At 64.6% G+C, this 22,105-nt stretch carries 20 protein-coding genes and 1 pseudogene; 11 read left to right on the forward strand and 10 right to left on the reverse strand.

Annotated features, from left to right (window positions below):
- Nucleotides 1-23: 23 nt before the first annotated feature.
- On the reverse strand, nt 24-263 hold the full coding sequence (locus QX132_RS15210; RefSeq protein WP_315739621.1) for a hypothetical protein: 240 nt from the start codon (nt 261-263) through the stop codon (nt 24-26).
- A 534-nt stretch (nt 264-797) separates the two neighbouring features.
- Between QX132_RS15210 and QX132_RS15215 the strand changes: the two genes are divergently transcribed.
- Together QX132_RS15215 and QX132_RS15220 are read left to right on the forward strand one after the other, a co-directional pair.
- Complete coding sequence (locus tag QX132_RS15215; RefSeq protein WP_315739620.1) at nt 798-1,337, forward strand: TRAP transporter small permease subunit; 540 nt, start codon at nt 798-800, stop codon at nt 1,335-1,337.
- Nucleotides 1,334-2,935 (forward strand): TRAP transporter large permease subunit, encoded by a 1,602-nt coding sequence (locus tag QX132_RS15220; RefSeq protein WP_315739619.1) that lies wholly within the window; start codon nt 1,334-1,336, stop codon nt 2,933-2,935. The genes QX132_RS15215 and QX132_RS15220 overlap by 4 nt, the downstream gene beginning before the upstream one ends.
- A gap of 200 nt (nt 2,936-3,135) precedes the next feature.
- On the opposite strand, the gene QX132_RS15225 is transcribed toward QX132_RS15220, so the two are convergent.
- The 4 genes from QX132_RS15225 to QX132_RS15240 form a co-directional block, all read right to left on the reverse strand.
- Nucleotides 3,136-4,224: an ABC transporter substrate-binding protein gene (locus QX132_RS15225; RefSeq protein ID WP_315758965.1), complete on the reverse strand. Its 1,089-nt coding sequence runs from the start codon at nt 4,222-4,224 to the stop codon at nt 3,136-3,138.
- 182 nt (nt 4,225-4,406) lie between these two features.
- Entirely contained in the window at nt 4,407-5,543 is a 1,137-nt protein-coding gene (locus QX132_RS15230) for a TRAP transporter substrate-binding protein (RefSeq protein WP_409997703.1), read from the reverse strand.
- 134 nt (nt 5,544-5,677) lie between these two features.
- The gene (locus QX132_RS15235; protein ID WP_316161740.1) at nt 5,678-6,808 is read right to left on the reverse strand and encodes an Mrp/NBP35 family ATP-binding protein; all 1,131 of its coding nucleotides are present in this window, start codon (nt 6,806-6,808) and stop codon (nt 5,678-5,680) included.
- Nucleotides 6,809-6,940: 132 nt separating this feature from the next.
- Nucleotides 6,941-7,387, reverse strand: a complete 447-nt coding sequence (locus tag QX132_RS15240) for a VOC family protein (protein ID WP_316161742.1) — start codon at nt 7,385-7,387, stop codon at nt 6,941-6,943.
- 261 nt (nt 7,388-7,648) lie between these two features.
- Between QX132_RS15240 and QX132_RS15245 the strand changes: the two genes are divergently transcribed.
- The 6 genes from QX132_RS15245 (at nt 7,649) to QX132_RS15270 (ending at nt 15,250) form a co-directional block, all read left to right on the forward strand.
- Nucleotides 7,649-8,518: an NAD(P)-dependent oxidoreductase gene (locus QX132_RS15245; RefSeq protein ID WP_316161744.1), complete on the forward strand. Its 870-nt coding sequence runs from the start codon at nt 7,649-7,651 to the stop codon at nt 8,516-8,518.
- Nucleotides 8,519-8,869: 351 nt separating this feature from the next.
- Nucleotides 8,870-11,269: a TonB-dependent receptor gene (locus QX132_RS15250; RefSeq protein ID WP_316161745.1), complete on the forward strand. Its 2,400-nt coding sequence runs from the start codon at nt 8,870-8,872 to the stop codon at nt 11,267-11,269.
- A gap of 7 nt (nt 11,270-11,276) precedes the next feature.
- Entirely contained in the window at nt 11,277-12,707 is a 1,431-nt protein-coding gene (locus tag QX132_RS15255) for a PepSY domain-containing protein (RefSeq protein ID WP_316161746.1), read from the forward strand.
- Nucleotides 12,708-12,844: 137 nt separating this feature from the next.
- Nucleotides 12,845-14,440, forward strand: a complete 1,596-nt coding sequence (locus tag QX132_RS15260) for a HAMP domain-containing sensor histidine kinase (RefSeq protein ID WP_315739609.1) — start codon at nt 12,845-12,847, stop codon at nt 14,438-14,440.
- A gap of 47 nt (nt 14,441-14,487) precedes the next feature.
- Nucleotides 14,488-14,685, forward strand: coding sequence for a DUF1289 domain-containing protein (locus tag QX132_RS15265; RefSeq protein WP_315812271.1), 198 nt, complete (start codon nt 14,488-14,490; stop codon nt 14,683-14,685).
- A 28-nt stretch (nt 14,686-14,713) separates the two neighbouring features.
- The gene (locus QX132_RS15270) at nt 14,714-15,250 is read left to right on the forward strand and encodes a TIGR02281 family clan AA aspartic protease (RefSeq protein WP_315739607.1); all 537 of its coding nucleotides are present in this window, start codon (nt 14,714-14,716) and stop codon (nt 15,248-15,250) included.
- 87 nt (nt 15,251-15,337) lie between these two features.
- On the opposite strand, the gene dusA is transcribed toward QX132_RS15270, so the two are convergent.
- Nucleotides 15,338-16,336 carry a tRNA dihydrouridine(20/20a) synthase DusA gene (gene dusA, locus QX132_RS15275; protein WP_315776919.1) on the reverse strand — a complete coding sequence of 333 codons (999 nt, stop codon included), beginning with the start codon at nt 16,334-16,336 and terminating at the stop codon, nt 15,338-15,340.
- A gap of 111 nt (nt 16,337-16,447) precedes the next feature.
- On the opposite strand from dusA, the gene QX132_RS15280 reads away from it, so the two are divergent.
- Together QX132_RS15280 and QX132_RS15285 are read left to right on the forward strand one after the other, a co-directional pair.
- Nucleotides 16,448-16,954, forward strand: a complete 507-nt coding sequence (locus tag QX132_RS15280; protein WP_316161749.1) for a hypothetical protein — start codon at nt 16,448-16,450, stop codon at nt 16,952-16,954.
- Nucleotides 16,881-17,422 (forward strand): annotated as a pseudogene (locus QX132_RS15285) (site-specific integrase). Before QX132_RS15280 ends, QX132_RS15285 begins: the two are co-directional and overlap by 74 nt.
- Before the next feature lie 497 nt (nt 17,423-17,919).
- Here QX132_RS15285 and QX132_RS15290 read toward each other — a convergent pair.
- Nucleotides 17,920-18,333, reverse strand: coding sequence for a hypothetical protein (locus tag QX132_RS15290; protein WP_315772874.1), 414 nt, complete (start codon nt 18,331-18,333; stop codon nt 17,920-17,922).
- Nucleotides 18,334-18,441: 108 nt separating this feature from the next.
- On the opposite strand from QX132_RS15290, the gene QX132_RS15295 reads away from it, so the two are divergent.
- The gene (locus QX132_RS15295) at nt 18,442-19,377 is read left to right on the forward strand and encodes a LysR family transcriptional regulator (RefSeq protein WP_316161751.1); all 936 of its coding nucleotides are present in this window, start codon (nt 18,442-18,444) and stop codon (nt 19,375-19,377) included.
- A gap of 258 nt (nt 19,378-19,635) precedes the next feature.
- On the opposite strand, the gene QX132_RS15300 is transcribed toward QX132_RS15295, so the two are convergent.
- The 3 genes from QX132_RS15300 to QX132_RS15310 are packed head-to-tail and all read right to left on the reverse strand — an operon-like array spanning nt 19,636 to nt 22,049.
- Nucleotides 19,636-20,526 carry a U32 family peptidase gene (locus QX132_RS15300; protein ID WP_315772870.1) on the reverse strand — a complete coding sequence of 297 codons (891 nt, stop codon included), beginning with the start codon at nt 20,524-20,526 and terminating at the stop codon, nt 19,636-19,638.
- A 36-nt stretch (nt 20,527-20,562) separates the two neighbouring features.
- The gene (locus QX132_RS15305) at nt 20,563-21,540 is read right to left on the reverse strand and encodes a peptidase U32 family protein (RefSeq protein ID WP_315757284.1); all 978 of its coding nucleotides are present in this window, start codon (nt 21,538-21,540) and stop codon (nt 20,563-20,565) included.
- Nucleotides 21,531-22,049, reverse strand: coding sequence for an SCP2 domain-containing protein (locus QX132_RS15310; RefSeq protein WP_315757285.1), 519 nt, complete (start codon nt 22,047-22,049; stop codon nt 21,531-21,533). The genes QX132_RS15305 and QX132_RS15310 overlap by 10 nt, the downstream gene beginning before the upstream one ends.
- Nucleotides 22,050-22,105: the final 56 nt, after the last annotated feature.

A 22,105-nucleotide genomic window follows, 5' to 3' on the forward strand; every position in this document is an offset into this window, starting at 1 on the left:
CCGCCAGCGGTCACGAAGCCATTTCACTTCTCCTGGAGCGCGTACTGCTTCGACAGATGGTCTCCAATCTGGACCAACATGGCGACGCATTCGGGATAGCCGGGCCTGCCGATCGTCTCCTGATCGGCACTGGCGCGAAACTCCCAGGAATTTCCGTCCCGCACGACCGCGATGAGAATGCCCTCGGCGTACTCGGTATGAGCCTTCAGCTCGGCCACCGCCATCGCGATCAGTTCGGCTTCGGTCTTGCTCGGCTTGCTCATCCGGTTGGTCCCTGCATCAAACGTCCACGACGACGCTTTTATCCAGCTTGTGGCCCCACGCCAACATTCCCTTGGCGGGGATCAGACGCCTCGCCGGATCACCACACCACATTCTGATCCCGCGCTCCGCCCCAGACAGCCCACGCGACCATCCTCCACGGCCGCCCCCATCGGAGCGATGGACGGCCGGCAGCGAACTGCCCGCTCTTTCGGCAGGCCGGACGCCGCCCCCCGAACCCGGGTTTAGCCAGCGCCGCCAGACTGTTGCCGGCGCGTCAATGTGTCCATTTTCCGATTGACGGCAGGACGGCGCGCTGAAATGGTGCCCCCGCTTTCAGGCCCAGCGCGGCCGATGGGCGCTCGCCCTTCATACAAGCGCCGAACAAGAGCTGAAGGCATCGAGGGGGAGGACGTTTCGTTGGATTCGCTTCAAGCGCGCCGTCATGACGACATGCACGTTCTGCGTGATCGCGAAGCCGTGCCTCCTGAGAGCTCAGGCGCGCTCGTCTGACAGCGCCCGCAGCGGAGACAATGATGCGCCCCTTGTTGGCAATCAGTAACGCCATCGATCAGCTCAACGAAAAGATCGGTTACGTCTGCAATATCATGGTGCTGCTGGCCTGCCTGGTCAGCGCGATCAACGCCATGATCCGCTACGCCTTCAGCTACTCGTCGAACGGCTGGCTGGAATTGCAGTGGTACATGTTCGCGCTGCTGGTCATGTTCGGCGCCTCCTACACCTTCCGGCGCAACGAGCATGTTCGGGTGGAGCTGCTCTATCTCTATCTGTCCGAGCGCGGCCAGCTCTGGCTCGATCTGATCGGCACGCTGTTCTTCCTGATCCCGACCTGCCTGCTGCTGGCCTACCTGTCCTGGCCGTTCTTCATGCAGTCCTATTCGGTCAACGAGATGTCGGCCAATGCCGGCGGCCTGCTTCGCTGGCCGGTGAAGTTCGCCATCCCCGCGGGCTTCGTGATGCTGGCGCTGCAGGGCCTCTCCGAGGTGATCAAGCGCGCCGCCGCGCTGCGCGGTGAAGTGACGATCGACGCCAAATACGAGAGGCCGACGCAATGATTACGCTGGAGATGATGCCGCCGCTGATGTTCGGCGGCCTGGTCCTGGCGATGCTGATCGGCTTCCCGGTGGCGTTCACGCTCGCCGCCGTCGGCCTGTCGTTCGGCTTCCTCGCCATCGACTTAGGGTTCTTCGACCTCAACTTCCTGCAGGCGATTCCGGGCCGCATCTTCGGCAGCGTGCTCGCCAACGACCTGCTGCTCGCGATCCCGTTCTTCACCTTCATGGGTGCGATCCTGGAGAGATGCGGGCTCGCCGAGGACATGCTGGATTCGATGGGCCAGCTATTCGGGCCGATCCGCGGCGGCCTCGGCTATTCCGTCATCATCGTCGGCTTCATCCTCGGCGCCATCACCGGCACGGTGGCGGCACAGGTGATCGCGATGGCGATGATCTCGATGCCCGTGATGATGCGCTACGGCTACAACATGCGCTACATCACCGGCGTGCTCGCGGCGTCCGGCACCATCACCCAGCTGGTGCCGCCGTCGCTGGTGCTGATCGTTCTGGCCGACCAGCTCGGCAAATCGGTCGGCGACATGTATCTCGGCGCCTGGGGCCCCTCGATCTTCCAGGTCGTGCTGTTCGCCGGCTACACCTTCGTGCTCGGCCTGGTCAAGCCGGGCCACCTGCCGCCGGTGCCGAAGGAGGCGCGTACGCTGACCGGCTGGGCGCTGTGGAAGAAGTGCCTGATGGGCATCATTCCCTCGGCGGTGCTGATCTTTGTCGTGCTCGGCACCATGATGATGGGCCTGGCCACGCCGACGGAAGCCGGCGCCATGGGCGCGGTCGGCGCGATCGTGCTGGCGGTGATCCACCACAAGGAGTTCACCAAGAGCGATCGCAGCATCCTGATCGTCGGCGTCGTCGCCGCCGGCATCGGCACCATCATCGCGATGCTGTTCACCGAGAACCTCGCATTCAAGCTCTCTTTCGCGGTCACCTATCTCGCGGTTGCCTGGCTCTGCATCCGCGCCGTCGCCCTCCCCGACCTGCGCGACCTGATCAAGCAGGGCTACGAGACAACCATGCGCATCACCTGCATGGTCACTTTCATCCTGATCGGCTCGACCTGCTTCTCGGTGGTGTTCCAGGGCGTCTCCGGCGGCGAATGGCTGGAGCACCTGCTCACCTCCCTGCCCGGCGGCGTCTGGGGCTTCCTGATCTTCATCAACGTCTTCATCTTCTTCCTGGCCTTCTTCCTCGACTTCTTCGAGATCGCCTTCATCATCCTGCCGATGATCGCACCGATCGCGCAGAAGATCCTGGCGCCGGTGGTCGGCCCGGAGGCCGCCCTGATCTGGTTCGGCGTCATGCTGTGCGTGAACATGCAGACCTCGTTCCTGCATCCGCCGTTCGGCTTCGCGCTGTTCTACCTGCGCGGCGTCGCGCCGAAGGAAGTGAAGAGCTCCGACATCTATTGGGGCGCGATGCCATGGATCGGCCTGCAGGCGATCATGGTGCTGCTCGTAATCGCGTTCCCGGTCACGGTGACCGGCCTGCTCGACAAGCCGGTCCAGGTCGACCTCGACAAGGTCAAGATCGAGGTGCCGCAGATCGATCTGCCGCCGCTGGATTTCGGCGCGCCGAAGCAGTAGACGGCGGCTCCGACCGAATGAAGAAAGCCCCGGAAGCTCCGCTTCCGGGGTTTTTGTTTGGGGCCGCCTCTCTTGTTTGGGACCTGTTTGGGACCGTCTCTATCAGCGCGTCATTGCGAGGCGACCTTGCGCCGAAGCAATCCAGGGGCACGCGCGCAGCCCTGGATTGCCTCGCTGCGCTCGCAACGACGGAATCTCGCTCAGCTCTGCGACCGCCGGGCCATGAAGTTGTCGTAGCCGACCTCGGCGACCTGGAACCAGGAATAGCCCGCACCCGAATAGGCCGTGAGCGAGTCCAGCGCCTTCTTGAAGTTTGGATTGCCGGCGGCGACCTCGGCATGCAGTTCCTTGGCGGCCTTGAACGAGGCTTCCATGACCGGGGCCGGGAACGGATGCAGCTTGGCGCCGCCGGCGATCAGCTTGCGCAGCGCCAGCGGGTTGGCGGAATCGTACTTGGCCATCATCCAGTTGTTGGAGTAGTGGCCGGCCTGCTCAAGCAGCTTCTGATAGTGCTTGGGCAGCGCGTTCCACTTGTCGAGGTTGATCATGGCGAGCAGCATCGGCCCGCCCTCCCACCAGCCGGGGAAGTAGTAGTGCGGCGCGACCTTGTAGAGGCCGAGCTTCTCGTCGTCATAGGGACCGACCCATTCGGCGGCGTCGATCGTGCCCTTCTCCAGCGCCGGATAGATGTCGCCGCCGGCGATCTGCTGCGGCACCGCGCCGAGCTTCTGCAGCACCCGCCCGGCAAAACCGCCGATGCGGAATTTCATGCCGTTGAGATCGTCGACGGAGTTGACCTCCTTGCGGAACCAACCGCCCATCTGGCAGCCGGTGTTGCCGGCCAGCAGCGAGGTGACGTTGTAGCTCTTGTAGAACTCGTTGAGGATCTCCTTGCCCCCGCCCATCAGGTACCAGGCCTGGTTGATGCGCATGTTCGGGCCGAACGGCACCGACGAGCCGAAGGTGAAGGTCGGGTCCTTGCCGAAATAATAGTAGGACGCGGTGTGGCCCATCTCGACGGTGCCGTTCTGCACGGCGTCGAGCACCTGCAGGCCGGGCACGATCTCGCCGGCGGCGAAGGTCTGGATCTGGAATTTGTTGTCGGTGGCCTCACCAATCATCTTGGCCATGATCTCGGCGCCGCCATGCAGCGTGTCGAGCGATTTCGGCCAGCTCGTGGTCATGCGCCATTTGATCTCCGGCATCGATTGCGCGATCGCGGGCGATGCGATCGCGGCGGCGCCTGCAGCGCCGAGCCCGGTGACCTTGATGAAGTCTCTCCGCTTCATGCTCTTTCCTCCCTTGTGGTGATTGTGTTCGTTTCCTGGGCAGCCTTCTTGCGAGGCTTAGTTCCAGTGTGGATCAAAGTGCGTCGGAGTGCCATTGCAAAACGATGTCGCAATGCAACGCAAAAGCCCGGCCTCTTGCGAGGCCGGGCTCAATGTCTATCCGCCGATCGAAATGCTGAAGATCAGCCGCGGGTGCGCGAGCGGATCATGAAGCTGTCGTAGGTGTATTCGGCGACCTGCCACCACAGATATTCGTCCGAGCGGTAGGCCTGCATGGCATCGATCGACTTCTTGAAGTCGGGATTCTTGGCCGAGATCTCGCCCCAAAGCTCGTTGGTCGCCTTGAGACAGGCTTCCAGCACCTCGTTGGTAAACGGGCGCAACTGGGTGCCGCCGGCGACCAGGCGCTTCAGCGCCGACGGGTTCTGCATGTCGTAGCGCGCCGCCATCCAAGTGTTCGCGGCCATGGTCGCGTTGGTCAGGATCGCCTGGTAGCTCTTGGGCAGCGAATTCCACTTGTCCAGGTTGGTGTAGGCATGGACGGTCGGACCGCCTTCCCACCAACCCGGATAGTAATAGTACTTGGCCACCTTCTGGAAGCCGAGCTTCTCGTCGTCATAGGGGCCGACCCACTCGGCCGCGTCGATGGTGCCCTTCTCCAGCGCCGGGTAGATGTCGCCACCGGCGAGCTGCTGCGGCACGACGCCGAGCTTCTGCAGCACCTGGCCGGCGATGCCGCCGATGCGGAATTTCAGGCCCGAGAGGTCGGCGGCGGTCTTGATCTCCTTGCGGAACCAACCGCCCATCTGGGTGCCGGTGTTGCCGCAGGGAAAGCCGATCACGCCGAACTTCTTGTAGAACTCGTTGGCGAGCTCGTTGCCGCCGCCCTGATACAGCCAGGAGTTCTGCTGCCGGGCATTGAGGCCGAACGGCACCGAAGCGAAGATCGCGAAGGTCGGGTCCTTGCCGACGTAGTAATACGACACCGTGTGGCACATCTCGACGGTGCCGTTGGCGGTCGCGTCCAGCGCCTGCAGGCCGGGAACGATTTCGCCGGCCGCGAACACCTGGATCTGGAACTTGTTGTCGGTCATTTCGGCGACGTACTTGGCCAGCTCGGTGGCGCCGCCATAGATCGTGTCGAGCGACTTCGGGAAGCTCGAGGTCAACCGCCACTTGATCTCGGGCGACGACTGCGCGATCGCCGGCGAGGCGATGGCCCCCGTCGCCGCGGCACCGGCGGCCGAAACCTTCAGAAAATCACGACGCTTCATATTAGGGCATCTCCTTGTTGGGGGCGTTTCCCGTTGAAAAAGCATTTATCCGCCGATGCGATTGGCCGCACACGGTCGAAGGCGATCCGGGCCGGGCTTTAGCACGGAACCGGTTAAGCGAAAACGCGACGTTGGAATGACAAACGGTCCAATAGTCGCACGCGCTTCGCTGCAGTGCATCAAGCAGCGGCGATGGCGTCCTTGAGCTGATCCCGCACCGACGCGGCGATGCTCCGGTAGATCGCCGCGTGCGGACCGTTCGGCTCGCTCTCGACCAACGGGTTGCCGGCGTCCGACGTCGAGCGGATGTCCATGTGCAACGGGATCTCGCCGAGGAACGGCACGCCGAGCCGCTCGGCCTCGTGGCGCGCGCCGCCATGACCGAAGATGTCGGACCGGGCGCCGCATTGCGGGCACTGGAAGTAGCTCATGTTCTCGATGATGCCGAGCACGGGCACGTTGACCTTGCGGAACATCGCAAGCCCGCGGCGGGCGTCGATCAGCGACAGGTCCTGCGGCGTCGACACGATCACGGCGCCCTTCAGGGGCACGTTCTGCGCCAGAGTCAGCTGGGCATCGCCGGTGCCCGGCGGCATGTCGACGACGAGCACGTCGAGCGTACCCCAGGCGACGTCGCGCAGCATCTGGTTGATGGCCGACATCACCATCGGGCCGCGCCAGATCATCGGGCTGTCCTCGTCGACGAGAAAGCCGATCGACATGATCGACAGGCCGAACCGCGACAGCGGAATCATCTTCTTGTCGTCGGTGAGCTTGGGCTTTTCCTGCAGGCCGGTCAGTCGCGGCACCGAGGGGCCGTAGATGTCGGCGTCGAGCAGCCCGACCTTGAGGCCGAGATCGCGCAGGCCCAGCGCGAGATTGATCGCGGTGGTCGACTTGCCGACACCGCCCTTTCCGGAGGCGACGGCGATGACCGCCGCGATGCCCGGGATCGGAGCCTGCCGGGACATCGGCGAGTCGGCCGGATGCTGGTGCTGATGCGGACGATGCGCCGCGACCGGCTGCACGCCGCCCTGCCGCGGCGGCGGGGCGGCAGCGCCCGCCTTGCGCTCGGCGGTCAGCGCGATCATCGCCATGGTCACGCCGGGAATGGCGCGCACGGCGGCTTCGGCTTGCGCGCGGGTGTCTTCCCAGGCGCGGGCCTCGCTGGCCTCGACATTGATCGAGAAGAACACCTTGCCGTCATTGGCGGTGATCGGCGACAGCACGCCGGCGTCCGGCAGCGCCACGCCGCGCGGCGAGCGGACCCGCTTGAGTGCCTCGATAACCTGCTGCTGCGTCACGCTCACGGCGCGTCTCCTGAAGAAGTTCAGAACGCGCCACATCGTCGCGCCCTATCCTGTTGGCCGGACATGATCTTCCGTCGTCGGCGACGGGACCGTTCCGACCCTGCGTTGCGCTGCTTCATAAGGCCGGCCGGCTCAAAACGCCACCTTGGTTCCGATGTCGGATGCGGTCTCCACCGGCGCATCCTCGGCCTGCTCCTTGGCCGCCTCGTAATTCAGCTCGATCGTCACGCCGTTGGGGTCGCGCACGAAGATCTGCCACAGGTCCCCACCCGGCACCTGCCGCGCGTCGAACGGCATGCCCTTGGCGGCGAGCCGCGCCTTCATGCCGGCAAAGCCGCGGCTGACAAAGGCGACATGGTGGACGACGCCAGAGTCCGGCTTCTGTGCCTCCGAGGTCGGCGAGATGTCGACCAGGTGCACCACCGGGCGGCCCTCGCTGTACATCCAGGCGCCGGGAAAGGCGAAGTTCGGCCGGGCGCCGTTCTCGAGCCCAAGCACGTCCTCGTAGAAGCGCACGGTCTCGGCGAGGTTGCGGGTCCGGATGTTGAAATGATCGAGCACGCCGACGCTGACGCCCATGCGAGATACTCCCTGGCTGGTTCGTTGGTTGACTGGATTTCGTTGCCGGATGACGGCTTTGCAAGCCGTCATGATGATGCCTCTTTAGCACGGGCGGACGTTTTCGCATCCGTCACGAAGCCGTTGCCCCTGTTTCGCAAGCGGCTATGGTGCGGCGTCCAGCGCCGCCGCCGGAACCCGGCCGGCCGCTGATGTTTTCCGTCAAGAATGGCCCGGCCCTCTCAAGGCTGTCGGCAGAACCCCAAGGTCAAGGTAGCTCATATGGCTAAAGTCGCTTTCATCGGTCTCGGCGTCATGGGTTTCCCCATGGCAGGACATCTCGTGAAGAAGGGCGGTCACGAGGTCACGGTCTACAACCGTACCGCGGCCAAGGCGAAGGAATGGGCTGACAAGTTCGGCGGCAAGACCGCCGCGACGCCGAAACAGGCCGCCGAGGGCCAGGACTTCGTGATGTGCTGCGTCGGCAACGACAACGATCTGCGCGCGGTGACCATCGGCCCGGACGGCGCTTTCGCCGGCATGACCAAGGGCGCGACCTTCGTTGACCACACCACGGCCTCGGCTGAAGTGGCACGTGAGCTCGATGCCGCAGCCACCAAGGCCGCCTTCAAATTCATCGACGCACCGGTGTCCGGCGGCCAGGCCGGCGCGGAGAACGGCGTGCTGACGGTGATGTGCGGCGGCACCGCGGACGCCTATGCGGGCGCCGAGCCGGTAATCGCGGCCTATGCCCGGATGTGCAAGCTGCTGGGACCGGCGGGCTCCGGCCAGCTGACCAAGATGGTCAACCAGATCTGCATCGCCGGCCTCGTGCAGGGCCTGTCCGAGGGCATCCATTTCGCGAAGAAGTCGGGCTTGGACGTGCCCGCCGTGATCGAGACCATCTCCAAGGGCGCCGCCCAGTCCTGGCAGATGGAGAACCGCTACAAGACCATGAACGACGGCAAATACGACTTTGGTTTTGCGGTGGAATGGATGCGCAAGGACCTGTCGATCTGCCTCAGCGAAGCGCGCCGCAACGGCGCCCATCTGCCGGTGACCGCGCTGGTCGACCAGTTCTATTCCGAGGTCGAGAAGCTCGGCGGCAAGCGCTGGGACACGTCGAGCCTGCTGGCCCGCCTGGAGAAGTAATCCGCGATCGCGATCCGATGAACGTGCCGCCGCGCGCTTCGAGCGGCGGCACGTTTATTTCTGCCCCGTGACGACCAACTGGCTCGTCACCGCCGTCGGCCGGGACCTCGCGCGCCCTGTCTGACCCGTATCAGCCGGCGCCATTGCGCACCCTCCGACTCGCTGATACCCGTTGCAATCGCCAATCGTTCGCATGTGTTGCCGAACAGAGACAGGCTTGACCAGAAGAGAAGATATGTAATGTTATAACATTACATATTCAGCGTTCTGCGTTAGCTCTCGTCCCGGTCACAAGAGCGCTGGAGGGGGCGCGGACACCGGCATGGCCGGACCGCGGGTGGGGGAATCGGAATGAGCATGCGGGACGTCCGGGGTTTGATTGCGTTGGCGGGGCTTGTTGCGGCGGTCTTCTGCGCGGCCGTTCCGCTGGCCCATGCGCAGCAGGCAGCAAATCCTGGCGTGAGGCCGGCGGCCGACACGCTGCTGCCAGACGTCACCGTCGATGCGCCGCGCCAGCGACAGGCTGCCGGCCGTTCGCCGTCACCGGTCAGAACAGCCAGCGGGACGGTACACCCCATGCCCCGAGGGACAGCGACGCCACCGCCGGCAGTCGCGCCATCGCCCCACGCCTCCGCCTCCCCAGCGGCGACGCCGCTCAACGGCAATGCGGCTCCGGCGGTTGGCGGCCGGCTGGGCCTGATCGCGCGCGAGGCGCCAGCATCGATCGAGGTCGTGGGGGCAGCGACGCTGCGCGAGCAGGGCTATCACACCACCGTCGATGCGGTGAAAGGCGCGACCGGTGTCAGCGCCGGCGATGCGCCGAACGATGTCGGCTATGCCATGCGCGGCTTCCAGGGCAACCAGGTCAACGTCCTTTACAACGGCATCAACATCGGGCCGACCGGCTTCACCGCGCTGACGATGGAGACCTTCAACCTCGACCGGGTCGAGTTTCTCAAAGGCCCCTCCTCGCTGATCTCCGGCCAGGGCGCGGTCGGCGGCACCATCAACTTCGTGACCAAGGCGCCGCACAACGGACCGGTCCAGAACGAAGCCTTCGTCGGCTTCGACCAGCGCGGCACGTTCCGCAGCGGCTTCGGCTCCGGCGGCAGCACCGCGATCGAGGGCCTCGACTATCGCTTCGACATCAGCCGAACCAGGGAGGTCGGCTTCATCGACGACACCGAGTTCAAGAACGTCCATGTCTCGGGCCAGCTCGACTACCGACTGTCCGACAGCTTCAAGACCTTCTTTGCCGCCGAGTTCAAGGACTACAAGGCCAAGCCCTACGAAGGCACGCCGCTGGTGCCGGTCACCTACAGCGGCGCGAACGCGACCAGCGGCATCGTGTCGGGCACCAAGATATCCGCCTACAACGGCAGCGATCTCGGCGCCGTCACGATCGACGGCCGCACGCTGTCGACCAACTACAATGTCGTCGACGGCCACAAGACGATCAAGGAATCCTGGGTGCGCAGCGGGTTCGAATGGGACCTCAGCAACGACGTCAAGCTGCGGAGCCAGATCTACAACTACAATGCCAGCCGCGACTGGTACAACAACGAGGTCTCGGCGTTCAACGCGACCACCAACACGGTCGATCGCGAGCGCTTCTTCGTCCACCACAACCATAACATGGTCGGCAACACCACCGACATCACCTGGAACGGCAGCATCTTCGGCCTTTCCAACCGTCTCGTCACCTCGGTCGAGAGCTCCCATACCGACTTCACGCGGCCCGGCGCGGCGAACTTTCCCGGTGACTCGGTCCCCCTGGTCGGCTTCGACCGCGGTGTTTATGGCCAGCTCGGAACGCAGTTGCAGACCGCCACGATCGACAGCGTCGCCCTGAACCTCGAGGACCGGCTGAAGCTCACCGACACGTTCGCCCTGGTCGGCGGCCTGCGCTACAATCCGTTCACGCTCGATCGCAACTCGATCGACAGGAATGGCGCGGTGAAAAGTGGCTTCCCCTATTCGAAGAGCTGGCAGCCGGTCACCGGCCGCATCGGCTACACGTGGGAGGCGCTACCCGGCACCACCTTCTACAGCCAATATGCGACGGCCACCGACATCTCGGCCGACAGCATCTTCATCTTGAGTCCGACGCAGAACCTTGCGCTGTCCGACTCCCGCAGCTACGAGACCGGCGTCAAGCAGCTGCTGTGGAACGGTCGCGCGGAATGGACCTTCTCGGCCTTCGACATCGCGCGCAACAACGTCTACAGCGCCCAGGCCGGCCAGCAGCTCAACCTCGCCGGCAAGGTGAAATCGCAGGGCATCGAGGTCGCGGCCGCCGTGCGGCCGACGCCGGAGAGCAAGCTATGGGGCAACGTCGCCTATGTCCGCGCCCGCTATGCCGACTATGATCTCGCGGGCGGCGGCTCGTTCTCGGGCAACACGCCGCCCAACATTCCCGCCATCATCGTCAATGGTGGCGGCTCCTACCGCTTCCTCAATCCCGGCTGGTGGCCGGTCGAGCTCGGCTTCTCGGTTCGTCACGTCGGCGACCGCTGGAGCACCGATGCCAACACGGTGAAGCTAAACGCCTACACCACCGCCGACCTGTTCGCCTTCGTCGATCTGCCGAAGGTGCCGATGTTCGCCACCGCGACCAGCACGCGCCTCGCCTTGCGCATCCGCAACGTCACCGACAGGCGCTACGCGGCCTGGAGCGATCCGTTCTATCCCGACCAGATCTTCCTCGGCGCGCCGCGCACCTACGAGGTCGAGGCCTCGTTCAAGTTCTGATGACAGCATGATCCAGGCGCTGATCCTCATGCACCGCTGGTTGAGCATCCCGCTCGGTCCGCTGTTCGTGCTGTGGTTCGCGACCGGGATCGTGATGCACTACGTGCCATTCCCGGCGCAGACCGAGAGCGATCGCTTCGCCGCGCTGCCGGTGCTCGACATCGCCGTGTCGCTGCGCAGTCCCGCGGAGGCCCTCGCCGCTGGTGGCATCGATCATCCCGCCCGCATCCGGCTGTTTCAGCGCGTGGATGGTCCGGTCTATGTCATCTCGGCCGCCGGCCGCAGCGCGGCCTTTCATGCCGACACGCTGGCCGCAGCCGACGTGAACGATCCCGGTCTCGCACTATCGGTGGCACGCGCAGCAGCCCAGCGACGCGGGCTCGAGGCCGATCGCGCCGCCATCGCAGCGCTGGACAGCTACGATCAATGGACGGTGCCGAACCGGTTCGATGTGCATCGTCCGCTGCACCGGATCGCGCTCCACGATCCCGACGGGACCGAGCTGTACGTGTCGTCGAAGACCGGCGAGGTCGTGCTCGACACGACACGCTTCGAACGCGCCTGGAACTACGTCGGCAGCGTTGTCCATTGGATCTATCCAACCGTCCTGCGCAAGGACTGGGCGGCCTGGAACGTCGTCGTGTGGTGGCTATCGCTCGCGGCCGTCATCGCCGCCGTGACCGGCGCCCTGCTCGGTCCGATGAGGCTGCGACCTCGCGAGGCGCGGCTGTGCTCGCGCTACCGCGGCTGGCACCTGTGGCATCATTGGGCTGGTCTGCTCTGCATGCAGTTCGTGCTGACCTGGATGGTCAGCGGTTGGCTGTCGATGGACCATGGCAGGCTGTTCGCGACCGGCCATCTGACGCCGTCCGAGGAAGCCATGCTGGTCGGCACACCGGATTGGAGCCGCCTGACTGCGGTTGCACTCGCGGCGGTGCATGGCGAGGCTCGCGAGATCGAGTGGTTCGCCTTCGGCGGCCGCCTCCATCAGCGCACCCGGCGAGCGCCGGGCCAGCAGCAGATTTCGGTGCTGGACGGCGCTTCGGCAAGGATCATCGGACGCTTCCTGCAGCCGGCCGACGTCAATGCCGCAACGTCCCGCCTGGGCCACGATTGCGCGCGCTCGACCGAAGTCGAGCCGGGCGACGACTATCCGTTCGTCTCCGATGTGCCGGGCGCGCCGGTCCATCGCGTGATCTGCGGCGACACCTGGTATCATGTCGACGCCGCCTCCGGCGCGGTGCTCGAGAAGCTCGATCCGTCCCGACGCGCCTATCGGTGGCTCTATCAGGCGCTCCACACGCTCGACTTTCCGGCCCTGCTCGCCCATGCGGCGCTGCGCACGGTTCTCATCGTCGGCCTTTGCGCGATCGGCCTCGTCTTCAGCATCACGGGCGTGGTGATCGGCTGGCGCCGCCTGCGAATGAAGCTCCGCTGAGCCTCGCCACAATCGTTAATTTAACGCGCGGTTAACGCAAATTTTTCGTTGTCTATAATCCGTCTTAAGGATTTGGGCCCAGTTATAGACAATGCAGAAAGCAGCCCGTACCTCGCGGGCAGGATTTGTGTTGTTTGATGAGTAAACCCGCTGAAAAGCCTGAGGTCGTCGAGCTTCCGGCAGATCCGCCGGCGCTTGCACCGGCAAGCCAGCGCCGGGCCGCGCAGCAGCGGGTGCGCGAGGCGCGCGACCGGTTAACGTCGACATCGGGAACGCGTCCGGCCTTCGATCGCGAGCTGCTGCGCCAATACGCGCAGACCCGCATCTCCGCCTCCTACATCGTCGTGCTGCTGGTGGTCGCAACCGGCCTGATGCTGAGCGCCTGGCTCCATACGCTGGCGGCCGGCGCCTGGACGGCCGGCGTGCTTTGCATCCACGCTGCGATCGTCCGCAACTGCTCGAACTTTCTCGCCGACCAGCCGTCGATGGCGGCGACGCGGCGTTGGCGCACGCGCTTCGTGCTGCTCGACCTGCTCTACGGCGTGTGCTGGATGGCGATCCTGATCCACCCCGCACTCGCGGCGGTGTCAGGCACGCTGATGATGTTCCTGATGCTGCTGGTGATCGCCGTCTCCAGCATGCTCGCTGCCAACCTGCCCGTCGCAGCCGTCGCGGTCACCGCACCAGTCACGGTCGCGATCACCCTCAGCCTCGTGCTGTCGGGCACGTTCGACAATTACCTGCTGGCCGGATTCGCGGTCGCAGCAGAAGGCTATTTCGTGCTGCTCGCCCATCAGCTGCATTCGACCACGCTCGCCACGCTCGAAGCACGCGCCGAGAAGGACGCCCTGATCGGCGAGCTCGAGCAGGCCAAAGCGATCTCCGACGAGGCGCGCTACCGGGCAGAAGCGGCCAACGTTGCCAAGTCGCGCTTCCTCGCGCAGATGAGTCACGAGCTGCGCACGCCGCTGAACGCCATCCTCGGCTTTTCCGAGGTGATGAAGAGCGAGATCTTCGGAACGCACGCGGTGCCGGTCTACAAGGAATATTCGGCCGACATCCACAATTCCGGCGTCCACCTGCTCAACCTGATCAACGAGATCCTCGATCTCTCGCGCATCGAGGCCGGCCGCTACGAGCTCAACGAGGAAGCCGTGGCGCTCGTGCACGTGATCGCCGACTGCCATCATCTCCTGAAGCTGCGCGCCACGAGCCGCGGCATCACCATTCACGAGGTGTTCGAGCGGAAGATGCCGCGGCTGTGGGCGGACGAGCGCGCGATCCGCCAGGTCGTGCTCAACCTGCTCTCCAACGCCATCAAGTTCACGCCGCAGGGCGGCGACATCTGGCTCAAGGCCGGCTGGACAGCCTCGGGCGGGCAATATCTCAGCGTCAAGGACACCGGCTCGGGCATCCCCGAGAACGAGATTCCGATCGTGCTCGCCTCGTTCGGCCAGGGCTCCAACTCGATCAAGTCGGCCGAACAGGGGGCCGGGCTCGGCCTGCCGATCGCCAAGAACCTGATCGAGATGCATGGCGGCACGTTCACGCTGAAATCGAAGGTCCGCATCGGCACCGAGGTGATCGTCACCTTCCCGCCGGAGCGGGTGATGTCGGCGCTCGCTCCGCTGTCGGACGAGGCCCCGCCATTGCAGCCGGAGCATGCGATCGCCCCCGCTAAGGAGAAGCGCCGGGTGCGCAAGCCGATCATGAATGCCGGAACGGGACTGTGAGATGATTGCACTTGCACGACAGTGGCAGAACCTTTCAAACTCGCTCCATGAGTCAGGATACGCCCTGCATCGCCGTCTGCATGATCGACCCGAAGACGAAGCTCTGCTTCGGTTGCGGACGCACGCTGCCGGAGATCGCCCGCTGGGGCCGCATGTCGCGCGACGAGCGGCTGGCGCTGATGGACGGGCTGCCGTCCCGCATGCACGACGCCGGCCTGCCCGCGCTGGCGCGTCGGCACGCCTGAGCGCCTCCGTGCCGACGGGAGGCGCGGCATGAACAAGATCGCGCTCGTTCTCGTCACCATGGTGCTCACCGCGGGCGCCGTGATCGTCTACAAGGATCCCGAGCAGGCGGCGCTCGCAAGCGACACCGTGTCGGAGGTTCTGCGCAGCCGCGTGCTCAGAGCCAAGGCGAGCCCTCCGACCAACGCGGTCGAGATCGAGCGCACCAGAGGCGGTGAGTTCGCGTTGCGCGCCAAGATCAACGGCGTCACCGCGCCGATGGTGGTCGACACCGGCGCCACATCGGTAGTTCTGACCTACGAGACCGCCAAGGCCGCAGGCCTGCCGCTCGAACTGCTCGCCTACGACGTCGACGTCGAGACCGCCGGCGGTCACACCAAGGCGGCGCGCCTGACCTTGGACCGGCTTGCGATCGGCAAACTGGTGGAACGCTCGGTTCCGGCCTTGGTAGTGCCGCACGGCCAGATGAAGACCAATTTGCTCGGCATGAGCTTCCTCGACCGGCTGGAGCGCTGGGAAGTGCGCTCCGACCGGCTGATGCTGCACGGCTTTCCCGACCGCAGCTGAGGCCCAGCGCCTCGTTGCAGCCCTGCCGGAGGAGAATGCGCTCGCGCGACAGACCGTCACCGAGTTGCTGCCGCCGGCCTGATCCGCTCAGGCGAGCGCCGCAACCGCCGGACGATCCTCGACCATTGCCACCGCCTCGCGCAGCACCTCGATGCCGGCGTCCGGCTTGACTCCACGTTCGGCAAGATGGCGGCGGAAGGCGCGCGCCCCCGGCACCGCATGATAGGCCCCGACGAGATGCCGCGTCATCGCGTGCAGCCGCGTGCCCTGCCCGAGCTGATGTTCGATATAAGGCTCCAGCGCCGCCAGCGCCTCTTGCATCGACAGATGCGGCGCGGCCTCACCGAACAGCATGGGATCGACATCGAGCAGCCGCCACGGCTCCTGATAGGCAGCTCGCCCGAGCATCACGCCATCGACATGCGCGAGATGACCTTGCGCAGCCTCGATGCTGCCGATGCCGCCATTGATGATGACCGGCACGTGCGGCAGCCTCGCCTTCAGCCGGTACACCCTGTCGTAGTCGAGCGGCGGGATGTCACGGTTCTCCTTCGGCGACAAGCCGTCCAGCCACGCCTTGCGCGCGTGCACGATCAGCGCGTCTGAGCCGCTGTCGACGACCGCATCCGCCAGCACATCAAGTGCGATTTCCGGATCCTGATCGTCGATGCCGATGCGGCACTTCACCGTGACGGGAATGCGAACGGCGCGCTTCATCGCGGCGACGCAGGCGGCGACGAGCGCAGGCTCGGCCATCAAACAGGCCCCGAAGCGGCCGTCCTTCACCCGGTCCGACGGGCAGCCGACGTTGAGATTGATCTCATCGTAGCCGAACTCCTCGCCGATCTTGGCTGACGTCGCGAGATCGCCGGGATCGGAGCCGCCGAGCTGCAGCGCCACCGGATGCTCGCTTCGATCGAAGCCGAGCAGCCGCTGGCGGTCGCCATGAATCACGGCGCCGGTGGTGACCATCTCGGTGTAGAGCAACGCCCGGCGCGACAGCAGCCGATGGAACACGCGGCAGTGCCGGTCGGTCCAATCCATCATGGGCGCCACGGCAAATCTATGTGATTGATATTGCTTCATTTTTCGAGCATATTCAACTCGTTAGGTCGCCTCGTGTGCACTCTATTCTACGCCACAGCGCGATGTTTTTTTTGGCTTTTTGCCGCCTCAGTGCACACGGAGCGCACACGCGTGGCAACTATCACCAGACTGAAATCCGGCTCTTGGAGAGCCCAAGTCCGACGAAAGGGGGAATATGTCAACGGGACGTTTCTCCGCCGAAAGGATGCCGAGGAATGGGCCATCGATATCGAGCGGCGGATCGATCGCCAAGAACCGACAACGACGCAAAAGTCCCGCGACGTCCAACTCTTCGGCGATCTCGTCACGCTTCATCGTCAAGATTTGGCCGAGGTGGGAAAGGACATTGGTCGCTCCAAAACTGCGAGCCTCATCTTCCTGAACGAAAGACTTGGGCATCTTCGTCTTCCAGAGCTTGATCGAGAGCGGTTCATCAAATTTGGAAAAGAGCGCGCGATGGAGGGGGCCGGCCCGGTGACCGTCGGTATCGATCTTGGATACATCAAAACGATTCTGTCTCACGCCGCCGCAGTACACGGCATCGTTGTTTCAACCGAACCACTCGACCACGCCCGGATCGCTCTTCGACGTCTCGGGCTCGTCGGAAAAGGGCGATGAGCGCAACCGCCGTCCCACGCAAGACGAACTCGATCGTATTATCTCAGCGTTCGAATTAAACAGTCGGCAACAGATCCCAGTCGGTCGTGTGATCCGATTCGCGATCGCAACGGCTATGCGGCAAGATGAAATTGCAAGAGTCGAATGGCGCGACTTCGACGCCGGCAACCGAATGCTCCTCATTCGCAATCGGAAAGATCCCCGACAGAAGAAGGGCAACGATCAGCGAATTCCCCTGCTGGACGATCCGTTGGAACGGCATTTCGCCGTCAGTGCCAACAATTGAAGATCGATGACCTACATTTCCACGATCTGCGCCACGAAGGCACGAGTCGTCTTTTCGAGGCAGGATTTTCCATTGAACAGGTTGCACTTGTCACCGGACACAAGGATTGGAAAATGCTGCGTCGCTACACGCATCTAAAGCCAGAGACTCTCCATTCCATCCGTTCGGTGCGGGTTGCCTGACAGGCGCCGAAAACAAGAAGAAAGTGAAAACTTCATCTGGAGCGATGAAAGGTCGAACATCGTACTCAGCTTGGAAGGGTTTCGGCATTTGAATACTTTCAAGGTGCGTTCGGACAAAACGCAGCTCTAGGCGCGATTGAACTGACATAGCTTTTCTGGATTGTCCGATTGATTGAAGCGGGCCCAAAGATCGCCCCTCGCCTACGGACCAGAGATAGTCACTATGCCTGAAAACATGGTTGGCGCGCCCGCGATCCAACATGTAGGAGCCACCATCTTGAGGCATCGGTGGTTCGAGTCGGGGGTCCGCTACATCGCTAGACCCACTATTTCGGAAGCCCTGTTTTCTTGTCGGCGGGCAGCCCAAATGCCAATGAACAAGTCCCAATCCCGGGGCCCGCGACACCAATTCTTGCGATCGGTGGAACGGATTCCCGGGCTCGTCGTAGCGTCACGTTTGGTTAAGGCGAATGCATAAGGCCGCCGCCTCAATGCGTTCACATCGCCTTGGCGAGCACGAACAACCGGAAATCCTCGAGCGCCGCGTGCCGATGCGGGGCGACTTCGCGCTGGTAGGTCTCGGTGTCGACGATCGAGCGGAAGGCGGCGAAATCGCCGTATTCATTGATCGCCGCTTCGTCCCAGCGTTTGCCTTGCGGGCCGACCAGGCTCGCCAGGACCGGCCCGGAAAACATCCGCACCAGCGGCTTACCGGCTGCGAGACGCCGGAAGGCCGGTCTATAGCGTTCGTTAAAGGCTTCGCGGCCCGAACAGGGCGCGGCGTCGAAGCCGTCCTCGTAACGCGCATACGCGCGGTAGCGCAGCAGATTGAGCATGTAGACCGGCTGGCCGGGGGGAATCGCGCGCTCGGCGGCGTCGAGGGCTTGCAGCGTGATTTCGATGGCGTTCATGGGACTTCTCGCGGTTTCTAGCGGCGCAGCATGCGCGCTAACGCTCCCCATTTGGCCCATCGGAACGGCCTCTTGTAGCGACCCCGTCGCCATGACTATGTGGACTGAATGTCCACAACAGCCTTGCCTCCCGACCTCTCGCGTCTCCTCGCCTTCGTCCGCGTCGTCGAGGCGGGCTCCTTCGCCGAAGCCGCGCGGCGGGCGGGGACAACCACCTCGGCGATGTCCAAGGCGGTCGCCCGCCTCGAACAGGCTCGCGGAATACGGCTTTTGCATCGCACCACCCATTCGCTGGCGCTGACCGAAGAGGGCGAGCGGCTGATGGCGGCGGGACGCGCGCTGGCCGAAAGTCTCGATCGCGTCCAATCCGCGCTCGGCGAAGCCGCGCGTAACGATGGCGGACGGGTGCGAGTGACCGCCCCCGCCTCGTTCGCGCGTGCCTGCATCCTGCCGCGACTGCCTGCGTTCCTGCGGGAGCGGCCGGAAATCGAGATCGAGATCAAATTTCGCAACGAGATTCTTGATCTCGCAGCGGAAGGCGTCGACATCGCCATCCGCTCAGGACCCCTCGATCGCGCGCCCGGTCATCTGGCGCGGCGGCTTTGCACGTTCTCCTGGATCGCTTGCGCCTCGCCCGCCTATCTGAACGCGCGCGGCGCGCCGGCGACTCCATACGAGCTGTCCGAACATGACCACGTCGGCTTCCGCAATCCCGCGAGCGGGCAGATCCTGACCTGGCGCTTCACCGACCCGCGCGGCAAAAAACTCGTTCGCGTCGCGCCCAAGCCCAAGCACATTTGCGACGACGCGCACGCTTCGGTCGCTTTGATCGCGAATGGGTTCGGCATTGGCTGGGGCCCGGCATGGCTCGTCCACGACGACTTGCGCACAGGTCGGCTCGTCGAAGTGCTTGAGCCGTGGCGCGCGCCGGCGGAGCCCCTATGGATGCTGCGCACCTCGGACCGCCGGCCGCCCCTGCGCACGCAGCGCGTCATGGCGTTCCTCGCTACGCTTCCCGCCGCGTTCAGCAACAAATCGGGATGAGGCGTCGGCCGTCAGCTGGGCTTTGCGGTCGGCGCGTAGGACGCCAGCCGGCTTGGGAGGGGAAATCGGGGACAGACCACGATTTCCCCGGCTTCCTGGGCTTCCGCCTTGGCTCGGTCAGCAATCTGCAGCATGCCGGCAAGAACGGGCTGCGCGTCGTCTCTCAACTTCGTCCATCCGTGCTCAGTCAATTTGAGATGGGTCAACATGCAGACTGAGCACATCTGAGTTCACCTCGACAGAAGGACACGGCAGTACCTACCCCGAGACGTAGGAGGCACCGGGGGCGCCGTGCAAGAAGCCGTTGGCGAATGGAACGTCCGGATAGATCTCGCGCAAGCGGCCCCTGGCGGCCTCAGCTTCCACGCGGCCCGCCAGGACCGCCTGGAATTGCTCGGACACCGCGACCATGTCGCAGGCCTGAGGTGACAGCCGCAGCGATCTCACGCCGCTCTGCGTCAGACGATCGAGATCGCCGAGCAGGTTGCAGCAACCATGCGACAACGTCTGCACGCCATTCATGGTGAGGAACGCTTCATTGTCCAGCGTCGTCACGACGAGGCCGTCCGGATCCTGCTCGCACACGAAGCGGCAATTGTCCTTGGCGAGCTTGTGCAGGCGGGCGTGATAGCAGCGCGCGGAGATCGCGAGCGGCACACGGCCGAAGGCGAACACTTCGATCGCCACCTGCGGCACGGCGCCGGCGATCGCGGCAACCGAGGACAGTGGCAGCTCCGGCGGGAGGCAGATCCGGGTAGCGCCCTGGGCGGCATGAAACGCGGCGCTGGCCTCGTTGTAGATGTTGACGAATGGCCCGATCGCATGCGGCCTACCGGCGATCGATTTGAGGCAGGTGAGGTCGTTGACCTCCACCAGACCGTGGCCAAACTCGGCGAGGCTTGCCGTCTGCCGGCGCTCGCGTCGCAACGACACCAGGACCAGCGAACCCAGCAGCACCTGCTTGCCGGCAGCCATAAGCCGCTCGATGACTTCAGGCAAATGGGGTTCGAAGAACGGTGCGCGCTTAGAGCAGACGACCTCGCCGACCACGACGCGGTCGAGCGGGGCCTCGTCGGCCATGCGAAAGTAAAAATCACGCCAGCGCTCGGGCTGCCAATTGTAGAGCACGGGCCCCAGAGTGAGCTGCATTCGGCCTGCGCCTTGTTCCGCCATTGTCATGTCGTCCTAGCGCCAGGTCTTGCGGTAGGCGCCCTGCGTGGTGGCCTGCCCTTCGGTGAACGCCGTGAGGTCGGACGCGTCGGCGGACCGGCCGGCATCGAGCGCTGCCAGCACGCTGCGGAAATGCCGCACGACCCCGTCGACATAGGCGCGGCCGCGCTGGCGGCCCTCGATCTTGAGCGCGGTGACGCCGGCTTCGCGCAAGCCTGCGAGCAGGGTCGTGGCATCGAGGCTGACCGGATCCTCAAAGATGTAGCCAGAACCCTGTGCGGTCGAGAAACGCCCCTTGCACAGCGTTGGATAGCCGGCAGGTTCGTTGCGTCCGAAACGGTTGATTGTGAAAGCGCCAAGCCGCGAGGTCGTGCCCAGTATCGTCTCCTGATAGACGACATGACTGGCCGGCGAGCATACCCCCTGCATGTTCGGCGACTTGCCGGTGGCGTAGGAGGACAGCGAGCAACGCCCCTCGGCCATAACGCATAGTCCGCCAAACACGAACACTTCGGTCTCGCATGCCGTCTCACGGGTGATATCGGCGATCTCGGGCACGCTCAGCACGCGCGGCAGCACCACGCGGCGGGCGCCGAAATTCTCGACATAGAACGCAATCGCGTCGACATTCGCCGCCGCCGCCTGCACCGAGACATGCAGTCGCTGTTCGGGATGGCGCCGCGCGGCATAGTGCATCAGCCCGACATCGGCAAGGATCAGCGCGTCGGCCCCGGCCTCGACGGCATCGTCGACCGCGCGACGCCACAGCTCGACGGCGCCGGCGCGCGGGAAGGTGTTGATCGCAACCAGCACCTTGGCGCCGCGCCGATGCGCGAACGTTACTCCTTCGCGCATCTGCTCGCGGCTGAAATTCAGCCCGGGAAAGTTGCGGGCATTGGTCTCGTCGGCGAAGCCGCAATAGACGGCATCGGCACCGGCTTCGACCGCGCTCTTCAGCGCCGCCGGCGTCCCTGCCGGGCAGATCAGCTCCATCGTCGCATCCCGCTTTCGTTCGTCGTTGATCTCAGCAGCGAGTCACGCGCGGCCGCCAGCAGGCGTTGCGCGGGCACGCCGAACGGCCCCGAAAGCGCTGCGATCTCGCCGACCAGATCCAGACCGGCATCGTCGATCGCATTGCGGAGCGCCAGCACCGCCTCGATATCGCCTTCGATGACGAGCTGACGCGAAAACATCAGCGCATCGCCGTCGAGCCGGCCCTCGACCAGCGCCAACAGGCTCACGATCGACGCGGAGATGGAGGCATCGAGGCCGGTGGGCAACTCGCGCACCGCCGCGAGTTGCGGCTGCTGTGGGCCCGCCTGAATCACGAAAGCGAACGGCAGATCGGTCGGCTTGATGCCAAAGCGCTTTCCGCGATGCGACCCGAGCCGGTCGAGCAGATGCGGATGCCGGCGCAAGAGCCCACGCAGGAAAGCGCCGAGCGCGATCTGCAGGGGCAGCAACGGCAACGGACGCAGCACCTGCCTGAGCAGTGGCGGCAACAGGGGCAGTGAGGTCGAAGACGCGTCCTGAAGAGAGCTCATGGCACAAGCTCTGG

This window comes from Bradyrhizobium sp. SZCCHNRI20481 (genome assembly GCF_032485055.1).
GTDB lineage: Bacteria > Pseudomonadota > Alphaproteobacteria > Rhizobiales > Xanthobacteraceae > Bradyrhizobium.

Excerpts from the sequence above, each read along its gene's own strand:
- QX132_RS15210 (WP_315739621.1), bottom strand. The coding sequence starts at position 263 with ATGAGCAAGCCGAGCAAGACCGAAGCCGAACTGATCGCGATGGCGGTG.
- QX132_RS15215 (WP_315739620.1), top strand. The coding sequence starts at position 798 with ATGCGCCCCTTGTTGGCAATCAGTAACGCCATCGATCAGCTCAACGAA.
- QX132_RS15220 (WP_315739619.1), top strand. The coding sequence starts at position 1,334 with ATGATTACGCTGGAGATGATGCCGCCGCTGATGTTCGGCGGCCTGGTC.
- QX132_RS15225 (WP_315758965.1), bottom strand. The coding sequence starts at position 4,224 with ATGAAGCGGAGAGACTTCATCAAGGTCACCGGGCTCGGCGCTGCAGGC.
- QX132_RS15230 (WP_409997703.1), bottom strand. The coding sequence starts at position 5,543 with ATGCTTTTTCAACGGGAAACGCCCCCAACAAGGAGATGCCCTAATATG.
- QX132_RS15240 (WP_316161742.1), bottom strand. The coding sequence starts at position 7,387 with ATGGGCGTCAGCGTCGGCGTGCTCGATCATTTCAACATCCGGACCCGC.
- QX132_RS15245 (WP_316161744.1), top strand. The coding sequence starts at position 7,649 with ATGGCTAAAGTCGCTTTCATCGGTCTCGGCGTCATGGGTTTCCCCATG.
- QX132_RS15250 (WP_316161745.1), top strand. The coding sequence starts at position 8,870 with ATGAGCATGCGGGACGTCCGGGGTTTGATTGCGTTGGCGGGGCTTGTT.
- QX132_RS15255 (WP_316161746.1), top strand. The coding sequence starts at position 11,277 with ATGATCCAGGCGCTGATCCTCATGCACCGCTGGTTGAGCATCCCGCTC.
- QX132_RS15260 (WP_315739609.1), top strand. The coding sequence starts at position 12,845 with ATGAGTAAACCCGCTGAAAAGCCTGAGGTCGTCGAGCTTCCGGCAGAT.
- QX132_RS15265 (WP_315812271.1), top strand. The coding sequence starts at position 14,488 with ATGAGTCAGGATACGCCCTGCATCGCCGTCTGCATGATCGACCCGAAG.
- QX132_RS15270 (WP_315739607.1), top strand. The coding sequence starts at position 14,714 with ATGAACAAGATCGCGCTCGTTCTCGTCACCATGGTGCTCACCGCGGGC.
- dusA (WP_315776919.1), bottom strand. The coding sequence starts at position 16,336 with ATGAAGCAATATCAATCACATAGATTTGCCGTGGCGCCCATGATGGAT.
- QX132_RS15290 (WP_315772874.1), bottom strand. The coding sequence starts at position 18,333 with ATGAACGCCATCGAAATCACGCTGCAAGCCCTCGACGCCGCCGAGCGC.
- QX132_RS15295 (WP_316161751.1), top strand. The coding sequence starts at position 18,442 with ATGTCCACAACAGCCTTGCCTCCCGACCTCTCGCGTCTCCTCGCCTTC.
- QX132_RS15300 (WP_315772870.1), bottom strand. The coding sequence starts at position 20,526 with ATGCAGCTCACTCTGGGGCCCGTGCTCTACAATTGGCAGCCCGAGCGC.
- QX132_RS15305 (WP_315757284.1), bottom strand. The coding sequence starts at position 21,540 with ATGGAGCTGATCTGCCCGGCAGGGACGCCGGCGGCGCTGAAGAGCGCG.